This is a genomic window from Planktothrix agardhii (assembly GCF_904830935.1).
Classification (GTDB): Bacteria; Cyanobacteriota; Cyanobacteriia; order Cyanobacteriales; family Microcoleaceae; genus Planktothrix; species Planktothrix agardhii.
Map to the genome: position 1 here is coordinate 436,853 of NZ_LR882952.1, position 23,542 is coordinate 460,394.

Annotated in this window: 12 protein-coding genes and 2 tRNA genes; 7 read left to right on the plus strand and 7 right to left on the minus strand. The window is 41.9% G+C overall.

The window, feature by feature from the left end; genetic code table 11:
• Positions 1-29: 29 nt before the first annotated feature.
• Positions 30-1,994: a S8 family serine peptidase gene (locus NMG88_RS02035; RefSeq protein WP_254035060.1), complete on the plus strand. Its 1,965-nt coding sequence runs from the start codon at positions 30-32 to the stop codon at positions 1,992-1,994.
• A 50-nt stretch (positions 1,995-2,044) separates the two neighbouring features.
• On the opposite strand, the gene NMG88_RS02040 is transcribed toward NMG88_RS02035, so the two are convergent.
• Positions 2,045-4,675 (minus strand): NACHT domain-containing protein, encoded by a 2,631-nt coding sequence (locus tag NMG88_RS02040; protein ID WP_254035061.1) that lies wholly within the window; start codon positions 4,673-4,675, stop codon positions 2,045-2,047.
• A gap of 279 nt (positions 4,676-4,954) precedes the next feature.
• Between NMG88_RS02040 and NMG88_RS02045 the strand changes: the two genes are divergently transcribed.
• The 4 genes from NMG88_RS02045 (at position 4,955) to NMG88_RS02060 (ending at position 7,933) form a co-directional block, all read left to right on the plus strand.
• Positions 4,955-6,244, plus strand: a complete 1,290-nt coding sequence (locus tag NMG88_RS02045; RefSeq protein WP_026793759.1) for a glucose-1-phosphate adenylyltransferase — start codon at positions 4,955-4,957, stop codon at positions 6,242-6,244.
• Positions 6,245-6,450: 206 nt separating this feature from the next.
• Positions 6,451-7,614, plus strand: a complete 1,164-nt coding sequence (locus tag NMG88_RS02050; protein ID WP_042151369.1) for a hemolysin family protein — start codon at positions 6,451-6,453, stop codon at positions 7,612-7,614.
• Between the two features lie 97 nt (positions 7,615-7,711).
• A tRNA-Tyr gene (locus NMG88_RS02055) sits at positions 7,712-7,793 on the plus strand.
• Between the two features lie 68 nt (positions 7,794-7,861).
• Positions 7,862-7,933: transfer RNA gene (locus NMG88_RS02060), tRNA-Thr, on the plus strand.
• A gap of 79 nt (positions 7,934-8,012) precedes the next feature.
• On the opposite strand, the gene argZ is transcribed toward NMG88_RS02060, so the two are convergent.
• The gene (gene argZ, locus NMG88_RS02065; protein WP_254035062.1) at positions 8,013-10,130 is read right to left on the minus strand and encodes a bifunctional arginine dihydrolase/ornithine cyclodeaminase; all 2,118 of its coding nucleotides are present in this window, start codon (positions 10,128-10,130) and stop codon (positions 8,013-8,015) included.
• Between the two features lie 668 nt (positions 10,131-10,798).
• Between argZ and NMG88_RS02070 the strand changes: the two genes are divergently transcribed.
• Entirely contained in the window at positions 10,799-12,997 is a 2,199-nt protein-coding gene (locus NMG88_RS02070; RefSeq protein WP_254035063.1) for a hypothetical protein, read from the plus strand.
• Positions 12,998-13,280: 283 nt separating this feature from the next.
• Here the strand turns inward: NMG88_RS02070 and NMG88_RS02075 are convergent, their stop codons facing one another.
• Positions 13,281-13,844: an EF-hand domain-containing protein gene (locus NMG88_RS02075; protein ID WP_042151378.1), complete on the minus strand. Its 564-nt coding sequence runs from the start codon at positions 13,842-13,844 to the stop codon at positions 13,281-13,283.
• Positions 13,845-14,145: 301 nt separating this feature from the next.
• Positions 14,146-14,385 (minus strand): type II toxin-antitoxin system HicB family antitoxin, encoded by a 240-nt coding sequence (locus NMG88_RS02080; protein WP_027249394.1) that lies wholly within the window; start codon positions 14,383-14,385, stop codon positions 14,146-14,148.
• Between the two features lie 239 nt (positions 14,386-14,624).
• On the opposite strand from NMG88_RS02080, the gene gltB reads away from it, so the two are divergent.
• Positions 14,625-19,220 carry a glutamate synthase large subunit gene (gene gltB, locus NMG88_RS02085; protein WP_227382136.1) on the plus strand — a complete coding sequence of 1,532 codons (4,596 nt, stop codon included), beginning with the start codon at positions 14,625-14,627 and terminating at the stop codon, positions 19,218-19,220.
• A 389-nt stretch (positions 19,221-19,609) separates the two neighbouring features.
• Here the strand turns inward: gltB and NMG88_RS02090 are convergent, their stop codons facing one another.
• The 3 genes from NMG88_RS02090 to NMG88_RS02100 all read right to left on the minus strand — a co-directional run bounded on the left by NMG88_RS02090 (position 19,610) and on the right by NMG88_RS02100 (position 23,457).
• Positions 19,610-20,260 carry a Uma2 family endonuclease gene (locus NMG88_RS02090; RefSeq protein WP_254035064.1) on the minus strand — a complete coding sequence of 217 codons (651 nt, stop codon included), beginning with the start codon at positions 20,258-20,260 and terminating at the stop codon, positions 19,610-19,612.
• Positions 20,261-20,419: 159 nt separating this feature from the next.
• Positions 20,420-23,245, minus strand: a complete 2,826-nt coding sequence (locus NMG88_RS02095; protein ID WP_254035065.1) for a hypothetical protein — start codon at positions 23,243-23,245, stop codon at positions 20,420-20,422.
• Positions 23,246-23,298: 53 nt separating this feature from the next.
• Positions 23,299-23,457, minus strand: coding sequence for a type II toxin-antitoxin system Phd/YefM family antitoxin (locus tag NMG88_RS02100; RefSeq protein ID WP_193372470.1), 159 nt, complete (start codon positions 23,455-23,457; stop codon positions 23,299-23,301).
• Between the last annotated feature and the right edge of the window lie 85 nt (positions 23,458-23,542).

Below are 23,542 nucleotides of genomic sequence, written 5' to 3' on the forward strand. Positions count from 1 at the left end.
AACAACTTATTGGATGTACACCCAGAGGAATGAATGACCCCAATAGTAATTTACCACCCATTGTTTACGCAGAAGCCTCAGTTAATTCACAAGGAGGGGTTTCCCTATTCCGATCTTCAGAACTAATTACCCGTGAGAATATTACTCAATTTTATTCTCATCCTCAACAGGTCAATTTAGCAATTCAACGTCTAAAAGCTGAAGGGTTTGAAGTTTTAGAAACGGGACGAGTCACTCTTAGTATTGCAGGTTCTGCTGATTTGTATGAGCGTGTTTTCAACACGCAAATTATTGCGAAAGACAAACCTGTTATCAAAGGGGGCGGATTAGAAAGTATAGGCACATTTTTAGATACTCCTGATACTGATATTATCGGTTTTGTTGATCCGTCTTCAAGTAATTTATCTAACTTAATTGAAGGAATTGCTTTAAGTGAACCCGTTTATTATACCGATGTTAGCCGACCTTCAGAATCTCCTCCAAATCCGTCCTATTGGCATTTAATTCCCCAGGATATTGCCCAGGAATTGAATGCAGTTACGGCTCATCAACAAGGAATTAAAGGTCAAGGCATTAACGTTGTCATGGTCGATTCAGGATGGTATAGTCATCCTTTTTTTGCCCGGAACAGATATCGGGGTAAAGTTATTTTAGCGGCCGGATGTATTAATCCCGAAGTTGATGAAAATGGACATGGAACCGGAGAATCTGCCAATCTATTTTCCGTGGCTCCTGAAATCAATTTTACGATGGTAAAAGGGAACTTCAAAAATTCCATTGCTGCCTTTAAAAAAGCGGTTTCCCTGCGTCCTGATATTGTTTCTTGTAGTTGGGGAAGTAGCAAACAATATGCCCCTTTATCGGCCTATGATATTGCTTTAACTGCTAATATTGCCGATGCAGTTTATCAAGGAATTATTGTTGTTTTTTCCGCCGGAAATGGGCATTGGGGATTTCCCTCTCAACACCCGGATGTGATTGCGGCTGGAGGCGTTTATTTGGATTCTGATGGCAAATTAGAAGCGAGTAATTATGCTAGTGGTTTTAGCAGTAACATCTATTCTGGACGCATTGTTCCTGATATTTGTGGGTTAGTTGGAAAGAAACCTAGAGCCGCTTATATTATCTTACCTGTTCCCCCTGGAAGCACGTTAGATGCCCTTTTTGGTTTACCCGGAGTTAAACATCCTGACGCGGATGAAACTTCATCAGAAGATGGTTGGGCCGCCTTTAGTGGAACATCCGCCGCAGCGCCCCAACTCGCGGGAATTTGCGCCTTGATGAAGCAAGTTAATCCCCAATTATCCTCCCAACAAGCAAAAGAAATTTTGCAACAAACTGCCATTGATGTCATTGCAGGAAATTCCAATTCTGCAACCGGAGGACATTCGGCCAAACCCGGATTTGATTGGGCAACGGGAAACGGTTTAGTTAATGGGTTCGAGGCGGTAAAAACAGCCCAACGTTTAGCCAAAAATTCCCATTCACCTAAACAACAACCGAAGAAACAACGTAATTTTTCATCTCAAAAAACACCCATTACTTTAACAGAGGTTAATATGGATTCTAAACTCAGAAAGAACTATGAGAAAATTTTGTGTGCATTAGATAATGCCCTGCAAAATGTAGATCCAGAAATTAAGGATGAGTATGAGTTAGTCATTAGTGCTGCCAATTTTGTACCGCGATCGCCGATTTCAAAAGCAGCTTATCAATTAATCATCACCCTAAATGATAAAAAGGCTGATCTCAAAGCTAAAATTTTTGCTGCACAAGGATTATTAAAGCTAGGTCGTTATCAAGAAGAAGCGATTGCATTTCTTACATTAGCAATCACTGATGAATCCAATATACCAGCTATCAAGGATAATAAAGATCGCTCGGAGTTGTTGGCTAATGCTATGGAAGCGTTAGGAGAAGCAAGTTCACACGCGCAGGAGAATAGTAATTTATTAAGTGAGCAAGAATTTCATCGTTGTCCTCCATGTCCTTAATGTTCTTCCTCTCGATAAGTGGTATTATCTAAACTCTTGTCCGAATAATCCTAGTCGAAAATTCTTTGAGAGAGTTCTTCTAATATTACTTGAGGCACTATATCCTTTTTCTTTTGGCAGCAATCCTGCACAGCTTGTAAGAATCCTTTAATACTTTCTGGCGCACCGGGTTGAGCATCCGCTTGTGCCAGAAATTCAGTCCATAATTTTTCATTATCCTTATAAAGATCAACTAAATACAAACCTGCTAAAAATTCTGCTAAGGGATCAAGAGAAAAACGAATTTGATCTTCACTGGGTTTGATGGTTTCAACAATATGGAGAGAGTTTTCTAAATACTTCAGGTGAGTTTTTGCTTGCTCCTCGCTCCAGTGTTCACCTAATACTTTTAATAGGGTATCAAGTGGAACAGTAGTGGATCGATAAGTCTGTTTTAGACATTGCCATGCTATCACTTTAGCAACCTGATGAACAGTCAGATTGTCTAAATGATTTTCTAGTCCCTTTTCAATCAGTTGACAATTGATTTGATTTAAGTAAGATAACATCAAATCAGGAATATTATCAGGTAAATTTTTAGTGGTCTGGTTAGATTCATTCGCAATCAATTGATCCGCATAGAGTTTGGCTAATAAAACGGTAATATCTCGTTCACCGACAAGCTTTGAAAGCTGGATACAGGCTTGAAAAAGTTCTTGATCCGTTTTGAATAAATCTTGTTTTCCTTTCTTATTAACATAAGCTTGTAAAAACTCTGCCAGTTTACTACTGTGAACCCGCATCATTTTAATAATCGTTTTATTCACACCGCCTAAAGATTCATCATTTCGTGAGGTGAGAATCAAAGCATTTGCTACAAAACTGGGTAATTCGGGTTTAATTTTGTTACGAGTTGCTGGACGCATTTCTGAATAACCATCAACAATCACCAGCAGTCGTCTTTCTCTTAATAAATGTTCGAGTAATTCTTCAGAAATTGGTTTGACTGCCTCAATTAAATCTCTCAGTTGTCCATGAATCGCTTCCATTAAAACCTGTTGTTGATTCCCAGTTTCATCGCTCAGTTCTTGATCAATTAAAATCGGTAACATTCGATGATTAGGACAAAGACGTTGCTCTGGATCATCTGCCATTGCCCACTTTGCTAACTGACAAGCTAAAGTTGTTTTTCCTGAACCACCTTCTCCCCAAATCAGTAAAGTTTCTCTCGATTCACTAAACTTATGTTGTAAATCTTTCGGAGTCAATTCAGGAATTGAATCACCATTCAAAATTACAGGAATTGTAGGGACATAAATGTTTCTCTGTTTAACCGTCTGCTTATTCTCGAACTGACGGCGTGCTGTTTTCAGATTCGTTTTTACCCAATCATCAAGTACCCTGGGATGATATTGTAAGTCAAACAACAATTTTCTTAATGTTGTAGTCTGAATATTAACCCCAAGAACTTCTAAGGATAAATCAGTTTTTTGTAAAAAATTGTTCAGCCATAATAGAGATAATGGTTTAACACGAAGTAATAGAAAAAGCAGAGACAGCCAAAAGATAATGAAAAATATGAAAATTGACAGTATTTGGTGTTTACTGAGGAAGTTCACGAAAGAATTTGCAGGCTTTGGAAGCGACTTAATAGTCTCAATCGCGTTATTTAAAGAATTTTTAATCACAAATAATTTATCATTTTTTAATTCAGAATTATTTTTTTTCAGGGTTTCTTGTGCTAAATTGAGACCTTCAAGCCATTTTATTTTCTGATCTTCTTGATCAGCAATTGTATAAGCTGTTTGTGACAGTTCATCAGCTATAACTTGTATGGAGTCAAGCGCAGATTCTTTTTGAGAAATAGGAGTTTCTGCTTGGAGAAACTCTGTTAAAACTTCCATTGATAATTTAACATCGTGACCACTGAATCCAAGAGCTTGTGCCACACCTATTCGAGTTTTCCAATGTTCGTTTTTATTTTGAGCTATTGTTTTTATATGAGAAAGTAAATCTGGAGAATTATTTTTTTCAAATTTTATTTTTAAAGATTCTGCAAGAGGATAGGTTGCTTGAGCATAAACTTGATAATTTTCATCATTCAATATACTAATAAGCGTTTTAATCTGTTGATTTTCAAGAGTTAAATTACTTCCTGAAATACTATCACCCAAATAGTATAAAGACCATGATCTGAAGTCTGCTGTATTGTTATTATTTTTCAATTGATTAATTAATTTTTCAATGTTTTTTTGAGATATGTTTTTAAATCTTAATAAACTTTTAGTTGTTGCAATACGAATTTTATCATCTTCCTTTTGAGCCTCTATAATTTTAATTAACTGCTCAACAGCTTTCTCGGATTCATGATCGACTTCTCCTAAAGCCTTGACAATAGCCAAGCGAACTTCAACAGAATTATTATTATTGTTAAACTCTTGAATTAATAAATCTACGATATCCTTATTTTCTTTGAGTTTATCAATAGCTGTTTGATCATTACCTTCATTATCATCCATCAACATTTCAATCGGCTCTTTAATTCTCGGATCAACCTGAATAGCTTTTTGCTGAACATTCTGTTGCGCCAACCCTGCACTCGACAACAATAAAGGTAAAGAAACCCCGACCACAGCCACTTTAATCGCCTGAGAAACCTTATGCCAATATAGGTGCATCATAAATCCTCTATCTTTAATCAAAATTGATCGTGTTTATTCTCGTATAACCTGAAATTAACCAAACAATCCCCGATAAATCCGGTAAAAAAATATAAAGAATTATCAACTTCTAAACAGCTAGAAAATTTTCAACCCTTAAAATTCAATAACTGTTTAACAATTCTTTGGCCTTTTCCGTTCCTCCTAACCCCACCCTAACCCAAACTTAATGTCGGTTTTGCCTCTCCCCCCTTGTCAAGAGTACCGTACAGTCGGACACTGGACTTGGGAAGACTATTGGCAGTTGAGAGGTAATTTTTTGTGAAACGAGTTTTAGCAATCATTCTCGGTGGCGGTGCAGGTAGCCGCCTGTATCCTTTAACCAAAATGCGGGCCAAGCCTGCGGTTCCCATCGCCGGGAAATATCGGTTAATCGACATCCCCATTAGTAACTGTATTAACTCAGAAATTCTCAAAATCTACGTTTTAACCCAGTTTAACTCAGCATCCTTAAACCGCCATATTGCTCGCGCCTACAACTTCTCTGGCTTTGATGATAGCTTTGCAGAAGTCCTAGCCGCCCAACAGACCACCCAAAACCCCAATTGGTTCCAGGGTACGGCGGATGCGGTGCGTCAGTATTTGTGGCTGCTGAAGGAATGGGACGTTGACCAATTTCTGATTTTATCCGGTGACCATCTCTATCGCATGGACTATCGGGAATTTGTCCAACGTCATTTAGACACCAAAGCGGATATTACCCTTTCGGTATTGCCCATTGACGAAAAACGGGCTTCGGATTTTGGCTTAATGAAACTTGATGACTCTGGACGGGTGGTGAGTTTTAGCGAAAAACCCAAAGGGGACGCCCTCAAAGAAATGCAGGTGGATACCTCGACGTTAGGTTTATCTCCCGAACAGGCTAAAGAAAATCCTTATATTGCTTCTATGGGGATTTATGTCTTTAACAAAGACACCTTGATTAAGCTATTAGATGAAAATCCCCAGGAAACTGATTTCGGGAAAGAAGTAATTCCCAACGCATCGGCCAATTTAAACGTTCAAGCCTTTTTATTTAAAGACTATTGGGAAGATATTGGAACCATCGAAGCGTTTTATCATGCCAATCTGGGTTTAACACAACAACCCCACCCCAACTTCAGTTTCTACGACGAAGAATCTCCGATTTATACCCGTTCTCGTCACTTACCCCCTACGAAAATCCTAGATTGTCGGATTACGGAGTCTATTATTGCTGAAGGTTGTATCCTGAAAGAATGTCGGATTGATCATTCTGTTTTGGGGTTACGTTCCCGGGTGGAAGCTGGATGCGTGATTGAAGATACCCTACTCATGGGTTCCGACTTTTATCAAGCATTCTCAGAACGTTCTTCGGGTTTACGAGAAGGTGAAGTTTCACTGGGTATTGGTTCCAATACCGTAATTCGTAAGGCTATTGTTGATAAAAATGCTCGCATTGGTCGCAATGTCCAAATTATCAATAAAGAGGATATCCAAGAAGCGGAAAGGGAAGATTTAGGATTTTATATCCGCAGTGGTATTGTTGTGATCCTGAAAAATGCGGTAATTTCCGATTATACCGTTATTTAATCTGGGTCTGACACCAAAACCCAATCTATTTATTTATAGGACTTCCTACTCCCAGGAAGTCTTTTATTGTATAGCACAGCAGATTACCTATTACCTATTACCTATTACCCATTACCTATTACCCATTACCCATTCCCTGTTCCCTGCTATATTAAACCCCATCGGCTACAATCAAAACAGTTTTTTCAGATAACTTTATCCCGTTGATGTTCGGAACCTTTCCCTCAGAATCTCTATTTGCTGTTTCTGCAAGCGTACCTTTATTGGGAAATATCGGGCTAGATATTCTAGTGCTGGTATTTATGCTGATTCTATCAGCCTTGTTCTCCGGTTCCGAAACCGCCATTACCGCCCTCGATAACTTAAAATTACGAGCTTTAATTAAAGAACAGGGCGACCCCAACCGCATGTATACTCTAGTTTTAGAAAAGCGGGCCAGATTTATCACCACCTTGTTAGTCGGAAACAACCTGGTAAATAATTTCTCGGCGATTCTCACCAGTAATTTATTTGCGATTTGGCTAGGTAATGCGGGGATTGGGGTAGCTACGGGTGTTGTGACTTTTCTAGTATTAATTTTTGGGGAAATTACCCCGAAATCCTTTGCTATTAACAACATTTTACCCATTTTTAAAGCTACGGTTCGGCCGATTTATTTGTTATCTATTGTCCTCTCGCCAGTGATTGTCCTGTTAGAAAGTATTACCCAAGGGATTATTCGGATGTTTAGTCCGGGGGGGGTTCAGCAGGGATTATCGGTACAGGATTTGCGATTGATGATCGAAATTTTAGGGGGTCGGGGTCAGTTAGATTGGCAAAAACATCAACTCTTGAATAAAGCCTTGATGATGGATTATTTAATCGCCCGAGAGGTGGTTAAACCGCGAATTGAGATGCGAACTATTTCCCATCAAGCTACCTTACCAGAAGTGATTGAGTTATGCCTAGAAACGGGATATTCTCGGATTCCAGTGCAGGGAGAATCAAAGGATCAAATTGTCGGGATTGTCCATTTGAAACGGGCGTTACAATTAGCCCATGCCCACGATGAGGAACGGGACAACATTTCTGTCACCGAAGCCATGAGTCCTCCGGTTTATGTCCCCGAAACTAAACGGGTTGGGGATTTACTCAAGGAAATGCTGCAACAACGCTTACATCTGGCAATTGTGGTGGATGAATATGGGGGAACCGTTGGGTTAGTAACCCTGGAGGATATTTTGGAGGAGTTAGTCGGGGAAATTTACGATGAGAGCGATTTTCCCAGCCGCACCCAACCGCTTGATAAACTCACGACAGGCCGGCCTCGCACCCGTTCTTCCCGTCCAACCCGCCCAACCAAAAAAGTCCGTAAACTCCCTGAACGCTAGGGTTATCAGCCCCCTTTACCCTAGACTAAAAAAGTTTTTTGCCAAAACCATTGACATTTTCTGAGATCGTGCTACTATATAAAATTGTTGAATAAATGGGTCGATGCCCGAGCGGTTAATGGGGGCGGACTGTAAATCCGCTGGCTACGCCTACGCTGGTTCAAATCCAGCTCGGCCCACCTCTAAAGTTAAAAAAATTAAAGATTAGAAGCTATAATATTTTAGTTTTTTGTTATTAATTTTTTTTGCCCGTGTAGCTCAGTGGTAGAGCACTTCCTTGGTAAGGAAGAGGTCACGAGTTCAATCCTCGTCACGGGCTTTATTTTTTTTGATTATAACAGAAAGGATCACATTCAAAAATTTTGAATGTGATCACTTTTCGTTAATTCAAAATGAAATTAACCGACTTGTACGACCCCGTAACGACTGGTTAATTTATCCAATTGATTGACTAATAAACTCAGGAATAGTCCCACGTCAGTAACAACACCAATGGACTCCACAGAACCGCGATCACTCAGTTTGGTCACAACGGCCGGGTTAATATCCACACAGACCATCTTAACTCCCGAAGGCGTCATATTCCCCACCCCAATCGAATGCAGCATCGAGGACAGCATCAGAATCATATCGGCGCCCTGCAAAAGTTCGGCATAATCTTCTTGGGCTTTAATTAAGTCCATTTGGGTATCCGGTAGGGGGCCATCATCCCGAATCGAACCCGCTAAGGAGAAGGGAATATTATTTTTCACACATTCGTACATTACCCCACTCTTAACCAAGCCATTTTCAACGGCAGTGGCAATACTCCCATAACGGCGAACACTGTTAATCACTTTAAGGTGATGTCGATGCCCTCCTTTAACAGCGATGCCTTGTTTCATATCGACACCAAGGGAGGTTCCCATAATCGATTGTTCCATATCGTGAACCGCGATCGCATTTCCCCCTAATAACGCCTGCACATAGCCTTCACGGATCAGATGGGATAAATGTTGCGCCCCTCCGGTATGGATTACCACTGGGCCGGCTGTGACCACCACTTTACCGCCGCGATCGCGAATTTGGCGCAATTCCCAGGCGACCTGTTCCACAATTAACTCAACCCGGCGTTCACTGGACACCCCAGCCGACATAAAGCTGAATTCCTGGGGTGCATTCCGGGCTTCCCTGGATTCGGTTTTGCGGATGGTGCGAAGACCAACCACATCCACAACAACCCGTTCTCCGACCTTTAAGTCCCGCAGAATTTTACATTGGGCGACTAGGCCGTTGGGGGTTTCGGAAATCGCGATCGCGCCGTCCATGCGTTGATGTTGAACCGTCAACCATTGGCCATCAACCCGAACTTCCGTGGGGTAAATGGTGGAGACGTAGAAATCATCGGGGCCAACGCCATCTTGTTCGACGGGTTGTAAGCGGGCGTCCCGTTGGTCATCTTCTAAGGACACCACGCCAATATCAATTAATTGGCTGATAATTTCTTCCATCACCTCATGGGAGGGGGCGGAAATTTTAATCTCGGCTTTAGAGGTGCTTTGGCGTTGTTCCCCTAAATTGAAGTTGAGGACTTTGAAACTACCCCCACCTTCGATAACTAAATCCAAGGCGCGGTTAATTAATCCGGCGTCTAATAGATGTCCTTCCATTAGGACGGTGTGGCTTTCGACTTTAACCACCGCATGACGATCAACAATTACAGGTTCAGTCACCCGCAGGGTTAAACATTTGGCAGCCCCACCTGCTTTTAAAAACTCAGTTAGGGGAGTTTCTAGGACAGTAAAACCTGCTTCTTCGATTCTAGCTTTGAGGTTTTCACTGGCTTTGTTCATAATCACCATCTGATTAATATTGACGGTGTTACAAGCAAAGTTAATGGCGTCGGGTTCCTCAACAATAATCCGTTTTTCGGGAGGAATTCGCATTTCAATTAAGCGATTTGAATAGGAATCAAAGGCGGGAGGATAATACATTAAATACCCGCCTTTTAAGGGACAAAAACAGGTATCCAAATGATAAAAACGTTCATCCATTAACCGCAGGGATAGGACTTCAATATCGAGCCATTCGGCAATTAAGGGGTGAGAATCGAGTTCAGACCGAAATCCATATCCTGCCCATAAATAGCGCCCTTCCCGGTCAAATAATGCGTCTCCAGCGCCTTCAAAGGGGAGGTCTTTAGGGAGTTCGTGAACGGTAAATCCTTGACTTTCAAACCAGGTTTTGAAATAGGGTTCTTCTCCTTGGCGTTCTTTATGATAAAAACGACTAAGAACGACGGTTTTATCGAGAACTAACCCGGCGTTGGCGGTAAATACCATATCCGGCCAACCTTTGGCGGGGTTTACTAGGTCAACAATGGCGTGATCTTTAATCAGATGGTACAAATTTTGCCATTGTTCTCTAGCCTTGTCAAAGGAGGATTTGTGGATGTTTCCCTCCATCCAAGGATTGATCACATAGTCCACATCATAGTGGTCTGGAGAACACATCAGAAAGCGAATTGATTCTGTCATTTTAGGTACAATAGGGTAGACGCTACGGTTTTCTACTGATAGGAGATTTGAGTCACTACAAAATCCCACTTCTACGGTTGAGAAGGGGGAGTTAGTTCTATAAAAAGCCAACTTTTTATTATATCATCCGAATGTGGACAAGCCTTGCGATTCAATGTGAGGAAAACTTGACATTAACTCAGGAATCATATTGATTTCTGCTTAATGGGTTTGAAAAAAAGTGATTTCATTTTCTTGAGTTTGTTGTAAAATAAAATTTTATACCGCTACCTACAAGTTTTTTGATCCAAGCACAACTCAACGCTCAGAGGTTGAGGACAGTCTCGCATACCCAAACAATTTTAAGAGGATTAAACTATGTTTTCAGACAATAAGGTCAATGGCTTCCTGTGACTGCGTTATAGCCAGTCTAAATGAATTGTGAAAAAGCATCATAGTTAATTACAGAAAAAATGAAATACTCTCAATTAAAAGCAATTTTCGTCTCCTCCAAGGTGACAATATCAGCGTCAAAAATACTGCTAAGTTTTAATACTTCGACCAAGAGGGTTCAATTTTCTTGGGGTGACGGAGAGGATAGGTTAAAAGGAAAGCCCGCCCGTGAATGGACGGGAGTTTTTTCTTCTACAGACTTTCCCTCAGTCACCAATGATGGAGATATATTGGAGGTGATTCCTCAAAAAGAGGATGGTTTAATAAAAATAAAATTATCCTCTGAAGAAATATACCTCCCCTGTCAATTTGTTGGCGGAGGATTGGGATCATCGGAAGACCTTTTATGGTCAACCGACCAACTGACAGATGGGGATGCGGAGTGGTTCCGAACCCATCACGGTGCGTCGAAAATGCACATAGAGGTGCATGGAGGGAGCATCTTAGCCATAGCCACCTATAAAGACAGTGGGCTACAGGCTTTACGCCTACTAAAAGGCGAGTCTTGGCAAAAAACGTCAACGACCGTAAGGGGGGAACGTATAATGTTTTCCCCTGAAACTATCCCATTAAAAGGGATGAAGGGAAAATTGAAGTTATACCGCTTTAGTGGTGGGATACAGTTCTCCCTTCGGACTGGATACGAGGTGATAAGCCACCGAACTCCAATATTGGAAGTAATCCCAGGGACAACTATAGATCACTTCAATATCTTGGCAACAGGGGATCTCGTCAACTGTCCTCCCGATTTCGGGAAAAGACTAAAAACCTTGGTCAAAGAAATGACCGAGAAAAACAAAGTGTCCTTCTCTATGAAGGTAGAAGAAGGCATTTTAACCATCGGAAAGGAGGGTATTTGTTTAACCTCTCCTGAGAAGGAGGCTACAGGGTCGGTAGTCTTCGCCTTCAAGAAAATGAAAAAATTCATGGAATTAGTTCCATCGACATTCCCTAAAAGAATCGGGGTTTCATTCCCCAATCAACTCGTTGGAGTTAACAAAGAGGGGCTTAAAATCCCCGAATATGTCGTCATCACATTAATACCTGATGAGATTGTTGATAAATTCGACGATGATTTGATTCATTGCGATCGCATCCTAATAGCCTGTGAGGTGAAAGTGCTTTACAAGCTATTCGGCCAAGAGGTTAATAATATGACCGAAATAAACAAAAAGCGCATAGTAGAAGCTACTATGCGGGATGTTGAAAAAACAGCCGAAAAAAGTATTGAGATATTAGATGCGATCGCATCTGTGATAAAAAAAAAGGTAAAAAAATCGGCTGTACCTTTCGGTGTTGGTGATGAGTTGACCCCTGAATTTATTCAGGGAAAGAAAAACGAGATCGAGGCAATGATGAAGAAGCTCGCTCCCCTGAAAAACGGGGGAGATTTGAGAGCGTTTAAGGCACAGAAGATTGTGTTGCAAGCGTTAGACTTTCAAGGTCGGATGCTTGAGATCATCTATGAAATAGAAACTTCTGCGTTATCCAGGGGAATCTTATTAGATTTTTTTGGTGATCGATTTTCCCTGGCAAAAACAGAAATTGAAGTGGAAGTTGAGGAAGATATTAATCTATTAGGACAGTTTGTGACAGATGTTGTCAAAGCCATTCAAGATCCAGCTACTGAACATATTAAATGGACACTAGAACAAATCCAAAAAACCTTAGAAGCCTTAGAAGCTGGCCTTAAAGTGTCGAGTAAAGCGGTTGGCGATACAACTCAAGAAATTACCAATATCCTTAATGGAATCACTAAAAAATCAGACCAATTTGTTAAACAATTACTGCAACAAATCATTAACTATTGGAATGAATATTGGAAAGAAAGAATTTTAGAGTGTATTTTGAGTATGGGTCTAGCGGAAAAAGCACTTACTATTGTTAGTAAAATCAAGAAAAATTATCCAAAATTTTCAAGCAGCCAAATTGCTCAAAATGTCATCAATGAAAAACTTTTGTATTCTTTAATTACTGGTATGGTTGGTGCAATTCCAGGAGCTACTTTTTTGGTAGACCTAAGTGTAACGACACCTTTATTAATTCAAATGGTTTATGAAATTGCTTGTGCTTATAAGCAAGATATTAAATCCCCAGAATCAACACAGGAGATTTTAGCAATTTTAGCTTTAACTTTGACAGTTGATAATTTACCCAAAATGGGTTTAGGATTTTTGCTCAAACATACTCCGATTGCAAGTTGGGCAATTAATCCAATAATTAATGCAACCTTATTTTTAGGGGTTGGATATGCAGCTTGTCAATATTATGAAGTGAAATTAAGTGGTAAAGATCCTCTTTCAGCCGAGACTTATCAAGAGTTAATTGCTAAGGTTAATAGCTATTTTGATCAATTAATTACGGAAGGAAAGAAAGTTCAAGAAATAGTCAATAAAGCAATTTCTCTAAAAGACAAGTTACCAGCAGCAACTTAGAAATAATTGAGGTTGATTTTCTAATTTCCATAAAATCAACCTCTGATCAATCCTATCGGTATAAAGACTTTGAAAAGTTTATCCAGGTAACAGATTCTATAGAACCTCTGAGTCAACTAGAAAATCTGATTAATATAGCTTTGCAAAATTGGTTAGAAAGGTTTTAGAAGAACAGCGTACTTTAGATCCAAATAGAGAACTTTAGCTCCAAATGTATACCAATAAACAGAACAATTTTTTGTTTTCCCCAACCCCCCTAACTCCCCCACAATCATGGCGTGCATTACTCCACAGAACCCCAAAACCAGTTACCTACAGCACCGGGTTCCTTTTCAGTTAGAAATTCTCTCTTAGCAGAAACAAACTCTTTTTTAGAGAGAATGCCGTCCTGGTCGATATCAAGTTTGGAGAAGACAAAAGCTGATTTTTCAGCATCTAGGTCAAACACACTGAAAAAGAGACGATGCTCTTGTTGTGAGATGTGACCATCACTGTCTAAATCAACAATGTCAAACAAAGTCTCTATTAAAGGGTCGTTGTAATCTGGATTTGAAACCGCTTCTTCTATGCCCTGACAAAATTCTTCGGGATTAACCTTACCATCTCCATCCAAATCCGCTTTAGACCAAAAATTCTCCCAAACATCAAGCCACTTAAACAACAAATCTTTGTGAATATCTGAACCAAGCTCTGCGCTACGGAGCCGGGCAAATCTCTCAGCAAAGATCTCAGCATCTTCTTTGCCAATGAAGCCCGAACTATCTGCATCCAGACAGTAAAAGTGATGCAGTAACTTTTTTCTATGATATTCGCTTAACAATGCTTTTTCCTTTTGCTTAATTAACATACCTAGATTAACATATCAGTATGGAATTTTTCCACAACCTCGGCGCGGATTGCTATATTTAGCTCCTTATTTTTGTTTAAGTCCCATTAACTGGAATTGTGTAATTGTTTGTAGTGAGTCCTTTAGGACTCAGAAAGCCCTGAAGGGCTTACTACGGTTTAAAGTTCAAGAAATTTGGGATTAGATTCAATAGATTCTGGATTATTTTCTGGGTCTTATTGATTATTTTTGGGGGATGAATTAGAACCCAAATTTTCGATAACTTTGATAAAGTCTTTAGCTTTGACGCTTGGAAAATTACTCATGCTAAGATCCTTAAGGGCTTAACAATTAAATCTTCTCTAGGAATTGGCTGATCATCAGCCCTTAAACTTTCAATATATAATTCAATCGCTTCTGTAATATTATCGATCGCTTCTTCAAAAGAATCTCCTTGAGAATGACAACCTTTTAGAATAGGGCAAAAAGCATGATAACCGACCTCGGGTTCTTTTTGCAGAATCACTGTATAATTGTAAACCTGTTTATTATTGTTATCCATAAGTTTTTAACTTGTTAGTAATCTACCTAATTTTACCTCGGCATCATTCTATTTAGTCCAAATGTATCCCAACAAACAGAACAATTTTTTGTTTTCCCCAACCCCCCTAACTCCCCCACAACTCCCCTGAACCAAGGTAAGCTGACATAATAGGTTTTTCCCTCCCTTAATGGGCCTTTGTTGCCCTCGGAGACTGTAAAGCCCTAGGTATCTACATTCATAACCTGAAATTGACTGCCATGAATACTCACACATTCCCCGAAAAACAGGGTTTATACGATCCACAATTTGAACACGACGCCTGTGGGGTCGGGTTTATTGTGCAGATGAAAGGTAAACAGTCCCACGATATTGTGGAACAGGGGTTAACTATTCTCCTCAACCTCGACCATCGCGGCGCCTGTGGTGCGGAAACCAATACGGGTGACGGGGCGGGAATTTTAATGCAACTCCCCCACAAGTTCCTGAAAAAAGTGGCCGCGGCGGAGAATATTACCCTCCCCGCACCCGGTCAGTATGGCGTCGGGATGATGTACGCTTCCCCCGATACCAACGCCAGGGAAAGCGGTCGCCGGATATTTGAGAAAATTGCGGCGGATGAAGGTCAACAGGTCTTAGGGTGGCGGGACGTACCGACGGATAACTCCTCCCTGGGAAATACCGCTAAAATGAGTGAACCCTTCATGCAGCAGGTGTTTATTCAACGGGGTTCGGGCTTAGTTGATGATTTGGCCTTTGAACGGAAACTGTATGTGATCCGTAAACGGGCCCATACTGAGATCCGGGTGACACAAGTTGACACCTATTTGTATTTGTCGAGTCTCTCCTGTCGGACAATGGTATATAAGGGGATGTTGATGCCTGTACAGGTGGGTGATTATTACCCCGAACTCCATGATCCCGATATGGAAAGTGCCTTAGCGTTGGTTCACTCGCGCTTCAGTACCAATACTTTCCCCAGTTGGGAACGTTCCCACCCCTATCGTTATATTGCCCATAACGGCGAAATTAATACCCTGCGAGGCAATATTAACTGGATGACCGCCCGCCAGTCGATGTTTGAGTCGGAATTGTTTGGGGAGGATCTGAAAAAAATTAAACCCGTAATTAATATTAACGGTAGCGATTCTACTATTTTTGATAATGCCCTAGAATTGTTAGTCTTGGCAGGGCGATCGCTTCCCCATGCGGTGATGATGATGATCCCCGAACCTTGGACGGCCCACGAGTCCATGAGTGACGAGAAAAAGGCCTTCTATGAATACCATTCCTGCTTAATGGAACCTTGGGATGGCCCGGCTTCTATTGCCTTTACCGATGGCACAATGATGGGTGCTGTCCTTGACCGGAACGGTTTACGACCCTCCCGCTATTATGTCACTAAGGATGATTTGGTGATTATGGCCTCCGAGGCCGGAGTCCTACCTATTGAACCGGAGCGGGTGGCCCATAAAGGTCGGTTACAACCCGGGCGGATGTTCCTGGTGGATATGGAACAGGGGCGGATCATTGCCGATGAGGAAATTAAGGCTAAAATCGCTACGGAACAGCCCTATCGGGACTGGATCAACCAGAATATGGTGGAATTAGCCAACCTGAAAGACCCCGTAGAAACCAGCGATGGTGCGTCTACGGATGGGTTAGTTCAGCTACAAACGGCTTTCGGTTATACCTTCGAGGATCTGCGCCTATTATTAACGCCAATGGCGCGGGATGGCGTTGAGGCGGTGGGTTCGATGGGAACTGATACCCCGTTGGCGGTGTTATCCGATCGCCCGAAACTGCTTTATGATTATTTTCAACAACTGTTTGCTCAGGTAACAAACCCCCCTATTGACTCCATTCGGGAAGAAATTATCACCTCAGCCGAAACTACTATCGGGTCTGAACGCAACTTATTAAAACCCGAACCGGAAAGTTGCCACCTGATCGAACTCAAAAGCCCCATTCTGAGTAACGAAGAATTAGCTAAACTCAAATTTGTTAATGAAGACGGTTTTCAAGCCGTTACCCTGCCAATTCTATTTAACCCCAAAGATGGGGTAAAAGGGTTAGAAGCGGTCATGGAAGGGATTTTTGCCCAGGCTGACGAAGCAATTGCAGCCGGGGTGAACCTGTTAGTTTTGAGCGATCGCGGTGTTGATTCCAACAATGCCCCCATCCCGGCTTTATTAGCGGTATCCGGTTTACATCACCATCTAATTCGTCAGGGGACTCGCACCCGGGTAGGAATTATTTTAGAATCCGGTGAACCGCGAGAAGTCCATCATTATGCCCTTTTAGTCGGTTATGGCTGTGGTGCGATTAATCCCTATATGGCGTTTGAAAGTATCCACGACATGATCGAGCAAGGATTATTAGTCGGTGTGGACTATAAAACCGCTTGCAAAAATTATGTCAAAGCCGCCACAAAAGGGGTGGTTAAAGTTGCTTCAAAAATCGGTATTTCCACTTTACAAAGTTATCGTGGTGCCCAAATTTTTGAAGCCATTGGTTTAAATCAATCAGTGATTGATCGATACTTTAGTTGGACAGCTACCCGGATTGAAGGCGCTGATTTAGATATTATTGCTCAAGAAGCAATTATCCGCCATACCCACGCTTTCCCCAACCAACCCGGAGATAAAACCCATACCCTAGATGTGGGTGGTGAATATCAATGGCGTAAGGAAGGAGAAGCCCATTTATTAAGCCCGGAAGCGATTCATTCTTTACAGAAAGCAGTGCGCCTGGGAGATTATGAATTGTTCAAAAAATACGCCCAGTTAGTGAATGAGCAAAACCAAAAATATTTTACCCTGCGCGGCTTATTGGAATTTAAAGATCGTCAACCGATTCTATTAGAAGAAGTCGAACCCATTGAAGCAATTATGAAGCGCTTTAAAACCGGGGCGATGAGTTATGGCTCGATTTCTAAGGAAGCCCATGAAACCTTAGCGATCGCCATGAATCGGATTGGTGGTAAGTCTAACACAGGAGAAGGCGGCGAAGACCCAGAACGTTATACCTGGACAAACGAACAAGGGGACTCGAAAAATAGCGCTATTAAGCAAGTCGCCTCCGGTCGGTTTGGGGTGACGAGTTTGTACCTTTCCCAAGCCAAGGAAATTCAAATCAAAATGGCACAAGGCGCAAAACCCGGAGAAGGGGGACAACTCCCCGGACGCAAGGTTTATCCGCCTATTGCCAAAGTCCGCCATTCTACCCCCGGCGTGGGTTTGATTTCCCCCCCTCCTCACCACGATATTTATTCTATTGAGGACTTAGCCGAATTAATCCACGATTTGAAAAATGCGAATCGGGCAGCGCGGGTTAGTGTGAAATTAGTCTCGGAAGTCGGAGTTGGAACCATTGCCGCCGGGGTTGCTAAAGCCCATGCCGATGTGGTATTAATCTCCGGTTTTGATGGGGGTACGGGGGCGTCTCCCCAAACTTCGATTAAACACGCCGGACTCCCTTGGGAGTTGGGTTTGGCAGAAACCCATCAAACCCTGGTGTTGAATAATTTGCGATCGCGCATTGCTGTTGAAACCGATGGTCAGATGAAAACCGGCCGGGATGTGGTGGTAGCCGCGTTGTTAGGGGCGGAGGAATTCGGCTTTTCAACAGCCCCGTTAGTTACCTTGGGTTGTATTATGATGCGGGTGTGCCACCTGAATACCTGCCCTGTGGGTATCGCCACCCAAAACCCCCAACTGCGGGAAAGCTTTTCGGGTGATCCTGAGTATACCGTTAATTTCATGAAGTTCATCGCCCAGGAAGTCCGAGAAATCATGGCACAGTTGGGTTTCCGCACCTTAACTGAAATGGTGGGACGGACGGATATTTTGGAAGGCAAGAAAGCCGTTGACCATTGGAAAGCCAAGGGTATTGACCTCTCGAAAATCCTCTATCAACCGGAAGTTGGGGAGGATATCGGCCGTTATTGTCAAATTCCCCAGGATCACGGTTTAGATAAATCTATGGATATCACCGTGTTACTGGATCTGTGTAAACCCGCTATTGAGAATGGTGAGAAGGTTGAGGCTACCTTACCGATTAAAAATATTAACCGGGCGGTGGGAACGATTTTAGGCAATGAAATCACCAAAAACCATTGGCACGGTTTACCGGAAGATACGGTGCATCTGCATTTCCAAGGTAGTGCGGGTCAAAGTTTTGGGGCTTTTGTACCCAAGGGTGTGACCTTAGAATTGCAAGGGGATGCTAACGACTATGTGGGCAAGGGATTAAGCGGAGGTAAAATTATTATTTATCCACCAGCAATTTCCACTTTTATCCCTGAAGATAACATTATTATCGGGAATGTGGCGTTATATGGCGCAACCCTTGGGGAAGTCTATATCCGAGGGTTAGCGGGTGAACGTTTTGGGGTGCGTAACTCCGGCGTGAATGCCGTTGTGGAAGGCGTGGGAGATCACGGTTGTGAATATATGACCGGAGGTAAGGTGGTTGTCCTGGGTGCGACCGGACGGAACTTTGCGGCGGGGATGAGTGGCGGTATTGCTTATATCTTTGATGAAACTGGCGATTTTGCCACCCGTTGCAATACGTCCATGGCGGATTTAGAAAAGTTGGAAGACCCGGAAGAAATTAATCAGGTTTACCAATTAATTGCTAAACACGCGGAGTATACCAAGAGTCAAAAAGCGCTGAAAATTTTGGCAAATTGGACGGAAATGATTCCGACTTTTGTTAAGGTGATTCCACGGGATTATAAGCGGGTTTTGGAAGCATTAAAAGAGGCTGAAAAATCCGGTTTAACGGGGGATGAAGCGTTAACGGCGGCGTTTGAAGCAAATTCCCGTGATGTGGCGCGGGTTGGCGGAAGTTAAGTGTTAGAAACCGGGTTTCTTAAGTTATCTCTTGGTTGAGAAACAAAGTTATGACAGAAACCCGGTTTCTCGGAGCACGATGGAGGTCAGAAACCGGGTTTCTCCATAAATCTCTGTTAGGAAGCAAAGGTGATCGCAGAAACCCGGTTTCTAGGAGGTCATATTTTCAAATAAGATATGACTATTTTTCCATTTTCTATACGGCAAATTACTGAATTATCTGCTTTCAGATTGAAAAATTTTACAATATAGTCCGGTATTGGCAAAGCTAAGGAATTACCCAAGTTGCTGATGTTTATTTTTGCTGTCATACATTGGCGATTTTAATGCTCAGGTCTATCTATTATAACAACTAGATATAGTCGCGTGGGTCTGAGAAACAGGGTTTCTTATTGTTGGATTTCATCGGTTAGCTCGTTTACTTCTTCTGCGTTAGCCTCAAAATTAATTCGTTGGTAAATATCTCTCATTGGTATTTGAAATTCTACGGATTCTAGGGTTAATACAGAGTCTTCTGAATCATATTCTGTTAATTCCCATTTGCTCTTAGAGTTTTTAGCAAATTGCTCAATATGATAGCTATATTGGTCAATCAAAATGTATTCTCTAAAGGTAGGGATTGAGCGATAAAAGAAGAATTTATTACCGCGATCGTAGTTTTTAGTTGAATTGGATAAAACCTCAATAATTACCAGAGGATTTGTTACAACTGTTTGGTTATTTTCTTGATAGATTGGTTCTTCTTGAATTACCATGATATCGGGATAGACATAACGGCGAGTTTGGGGTATCCACAGACGCACATCATTGATAAATATCTCATAATTTTGCTCCTTTATAGTCAAAGGAAATTTGCGGCAAAAATTCAGTGCGAGTTTGTTGTGGTTGGTTGTTCCGCCTGTCATTGTTACTATCTCCCCATCATGGTATTCACTTTTGTCGATCGCAGTTTCTTCTAATGCCAGATATTCCTCCGGCGTGTAATAGCGTTTCTCTGTTTGTGGTAGCTTTTCGATAGCTGATTTTTCTTGGGTTTGCATGATCATTTCCTTCTGCTCTCAAGTGATTTTATGATAACATGAAATAAGTTAGATTAAATAGCAATTGGAGCGCTGCTGGAGGTCAGAAACCGGGTTTCTCAATTAATCTCGGTTGGGAAACAAAGGTTATTGCAGAAACCCGGTTTCTCGGAGTCTGGGTCACACCACCCGCCAAATCATAATCGTGTTGTCAGCACTGCCACTCACAAGGGTCTGCCCATCAGGGCTAATGGCGACGGAATTAACCGAGTCAGAATGCCCAGTCAGGGTGCCAAGTTCCTGCCCCGTACTCAAATCCCAAATCGTAATCGTGCCATCACCACCAATCACAAGGGTCTGCCCATCCGGGCTGATGGCGAGGGAAATAATATCCAATTCAAAATCCACAGTGAGGGTACGAAGTTCTACGCCCGTACTCAACTGCCATATCTTAATCGTGGTGTCAAACAAACAACCCATAGAACCCATAACAGTATGACTACTCGCAAGAATCTGCCCATCGGGGCTGATGGCGAGGGAATTAATCGAGCCAGCCCCAGTCAGGGTGCGAAGTTCCTGCCCCGTACTTAACTGCCAAACCGTAATCGTGTTGTCATCACTGCCACTCACAACAGTCTGCCCATCTGGGCTGATGGCGAGGGAATTAATTAAGCAATCCCCTTTCAGGGTGCGGAGTTCCTGCCCCGTACTCAACTGCCAAATCTTAATTTTATTGATTGTATTGTAATCATTGCCCATCACAACAGTATGAGACTCAGAATTGTAATAACCGCTCCTCACAACAGTATGACTGCTACTGACAAGAATTTGCCCATCCGGGCTGATGGCTAGAGAATTAATCAAGCCATCCCCTTCCAGGGTGCGGAGTTCCTGCCCCGTACTCAACTGCCAAATCTTAATCGTCTTGTCACTACTACCACTCACAACAGTCTGCCCATCTGGGCTGATGACGACGGAATTAACCGAGTCAGAATGCCCAGTCAGGGTGCGAAGTTCTTCGCCCGTACTCAACTGCCAAATCTTAATCGTGTTGTCATCACTACCACTGACAAGAATTTGCCCATCCGGGCTGATGGCGAGGGACTTAACCCAGCCGGAATGCCCAGTCAGGGTGCAAGCAACTGAGGCATTTTCTAGCTTGCGTTTGCGCTCAATTTCTCGTTGTCGCTGACGTTCAGCTTCCAGTTGTTCCTGACGTTCAGCTTCCAGTTGTTCCTGGCGTTCAGCTTCCAGTTGTTCCTGACGTTCAGCTTCCAGTTGTTCCTGACGTTCAGCTTCCAGTTGTTCCTGACGTTCAGCTTCCAGTTGACGTTTGTATTCCGCTTCTTGGCGCTGCATCGCCACCCGAATCATTTCCTGGTGTTGACTTTCCCCAACAGCCTCCAAACACCCATTCAGCTTTTCCAAATATTCTTTATCCCCCACCGTCAAAGCTGATGTAACAGCCTCTAATAACTCCAACAAACCCGGTTTTTTTTCTTCAATAGAAGAAACCCGATTTCTCAACATCAGCCAAACTTTTATCGAATACTTAATCTGTTTTCTGGCCCAAGATTGATCGGGTAAATAACTCAAACTCTGGGCTAAATCTAAATATAAATCGGGAATCAGATGAGGGCGATCGCATCCTGCTAATTGATAGAGATTTTGATAGCTGGAAACAATCTCACCCACCAGCATTTGATTCAAACTTTCACTCGGCACTTTTTCCAATAATCCCGGCAATAGTTCTGGCAATTTCGGACGCACATCAGCATGGGAAAAATGATAGCGATCGGCCATCAAACCCACTAAAATACAATGGCAAATCCCTAAAAATTGCGCCAGTTCTCGAATATATTTATCTTCGCGCACATTGTATTTATAATCATGCTGACCGCTTCTGCCAAACTCACGGTCTTCTTCCTCTTCTTCTAAAATTAAAAGATTCAGTTCATCATCCCCACCCCGTCGCTTCAGATCCTCTAAACTTCTGCCTTTTTCTAATAACTTCATTCGGTACTCTCGCCACTCTTGGGCATATTTGCGGGCGATGGGATACAAAACCTCTTTCCAGGGAACCGTCAGCACTTTTTCATAATGAGGGACTTTTTCTAGCATATCCCAACCTGCTAAATAAATCCGTAGCAAATCCCCATCAACTTTAGACTCTAAAACCACAGTAGGAATTGATTTAAGGACATGATGCAAAATATCCACTGCAATCTTACCATGAGAAGATTTGCTTTCCCAATCTGCACCTTGATATCTGACAGGTCTTTCCTGACTGGTGAGGGGATAATATTTGCAAAATTCCTGCACTTGATCTGTTAAGGAATCTTCTATTTTACTAAAACCTTGGGAAGCATTGGGAAATTTTTCAAACTCTAATACTGGAGGTGAAATAATCACTAAAAGCGGAATATTCCGATAATTTTCTTGATAGATTTTGTAAGCATCTAAAATCACTATAGCTGGAGTTTTTAGGGGAAAAGTGTCTCGAATTGCTTGATCATCGGCGAGTTCTATCGCAGTTAATAATTGAACGCGAGATAATGTTAGTTGAGTTTCCCGACGGTATTCTTCTAATCGTTGTTCATGTTGTAAGCGTCTTGCTAACTGTTCGGCTTCAAAATCTTGTCGTTTTTGCAGTCGCGCATTTTCGCAAAATTGGCGATAGTCTTCAAGTTCTCGATTGAATTTTTGTCTTACCCCTTCCAAATCGGCTTGAAATTCTTGCCCCCTGGTTTGCATGGCAAATTGAGCATCAATTTTTAACCCTTCTAAAGACGCTTGAAAAGTTTGTTGACGTTCTTGTAAGTTGAATTGAGAAGCTATTCTATAACCTTCTAATTCTGCCTGAAATTCTTGGCGATTTGCTTCTAAATAAAACTGAGTTTCAATTTGATCAATTGTATTTTGTCGTTGCGCCATCGCTACCACTGTTTGCGGTGCAAAAAATCCTTGAATTGCTGTTATCATTCCTTCAGCAAAATTCCAAACCATTTTAATTCCTCCTGGGGTTTTCAGAAACCCAGTTTCTCGGTTTCCGATTTAAACTAAGATAAATTCAATATTTGCTTAACTTCATCTAAAGAAAAAGTAGGACTTTCTTGTTCTTCTTGCTGTGCTGTTCTTAACTCTTGTAAATCCTGTAAATTTTCTAATATTTTTTGAATTTTAACAAATTCTTCACTCAATTTAATCTCAAAAGACATGGGCTATATCCTCCTAATCGTTGTTAATCTAGTATAGCGCGATCACATCACATCCCTACAGACCAAGGTATTATACATCTTTTAA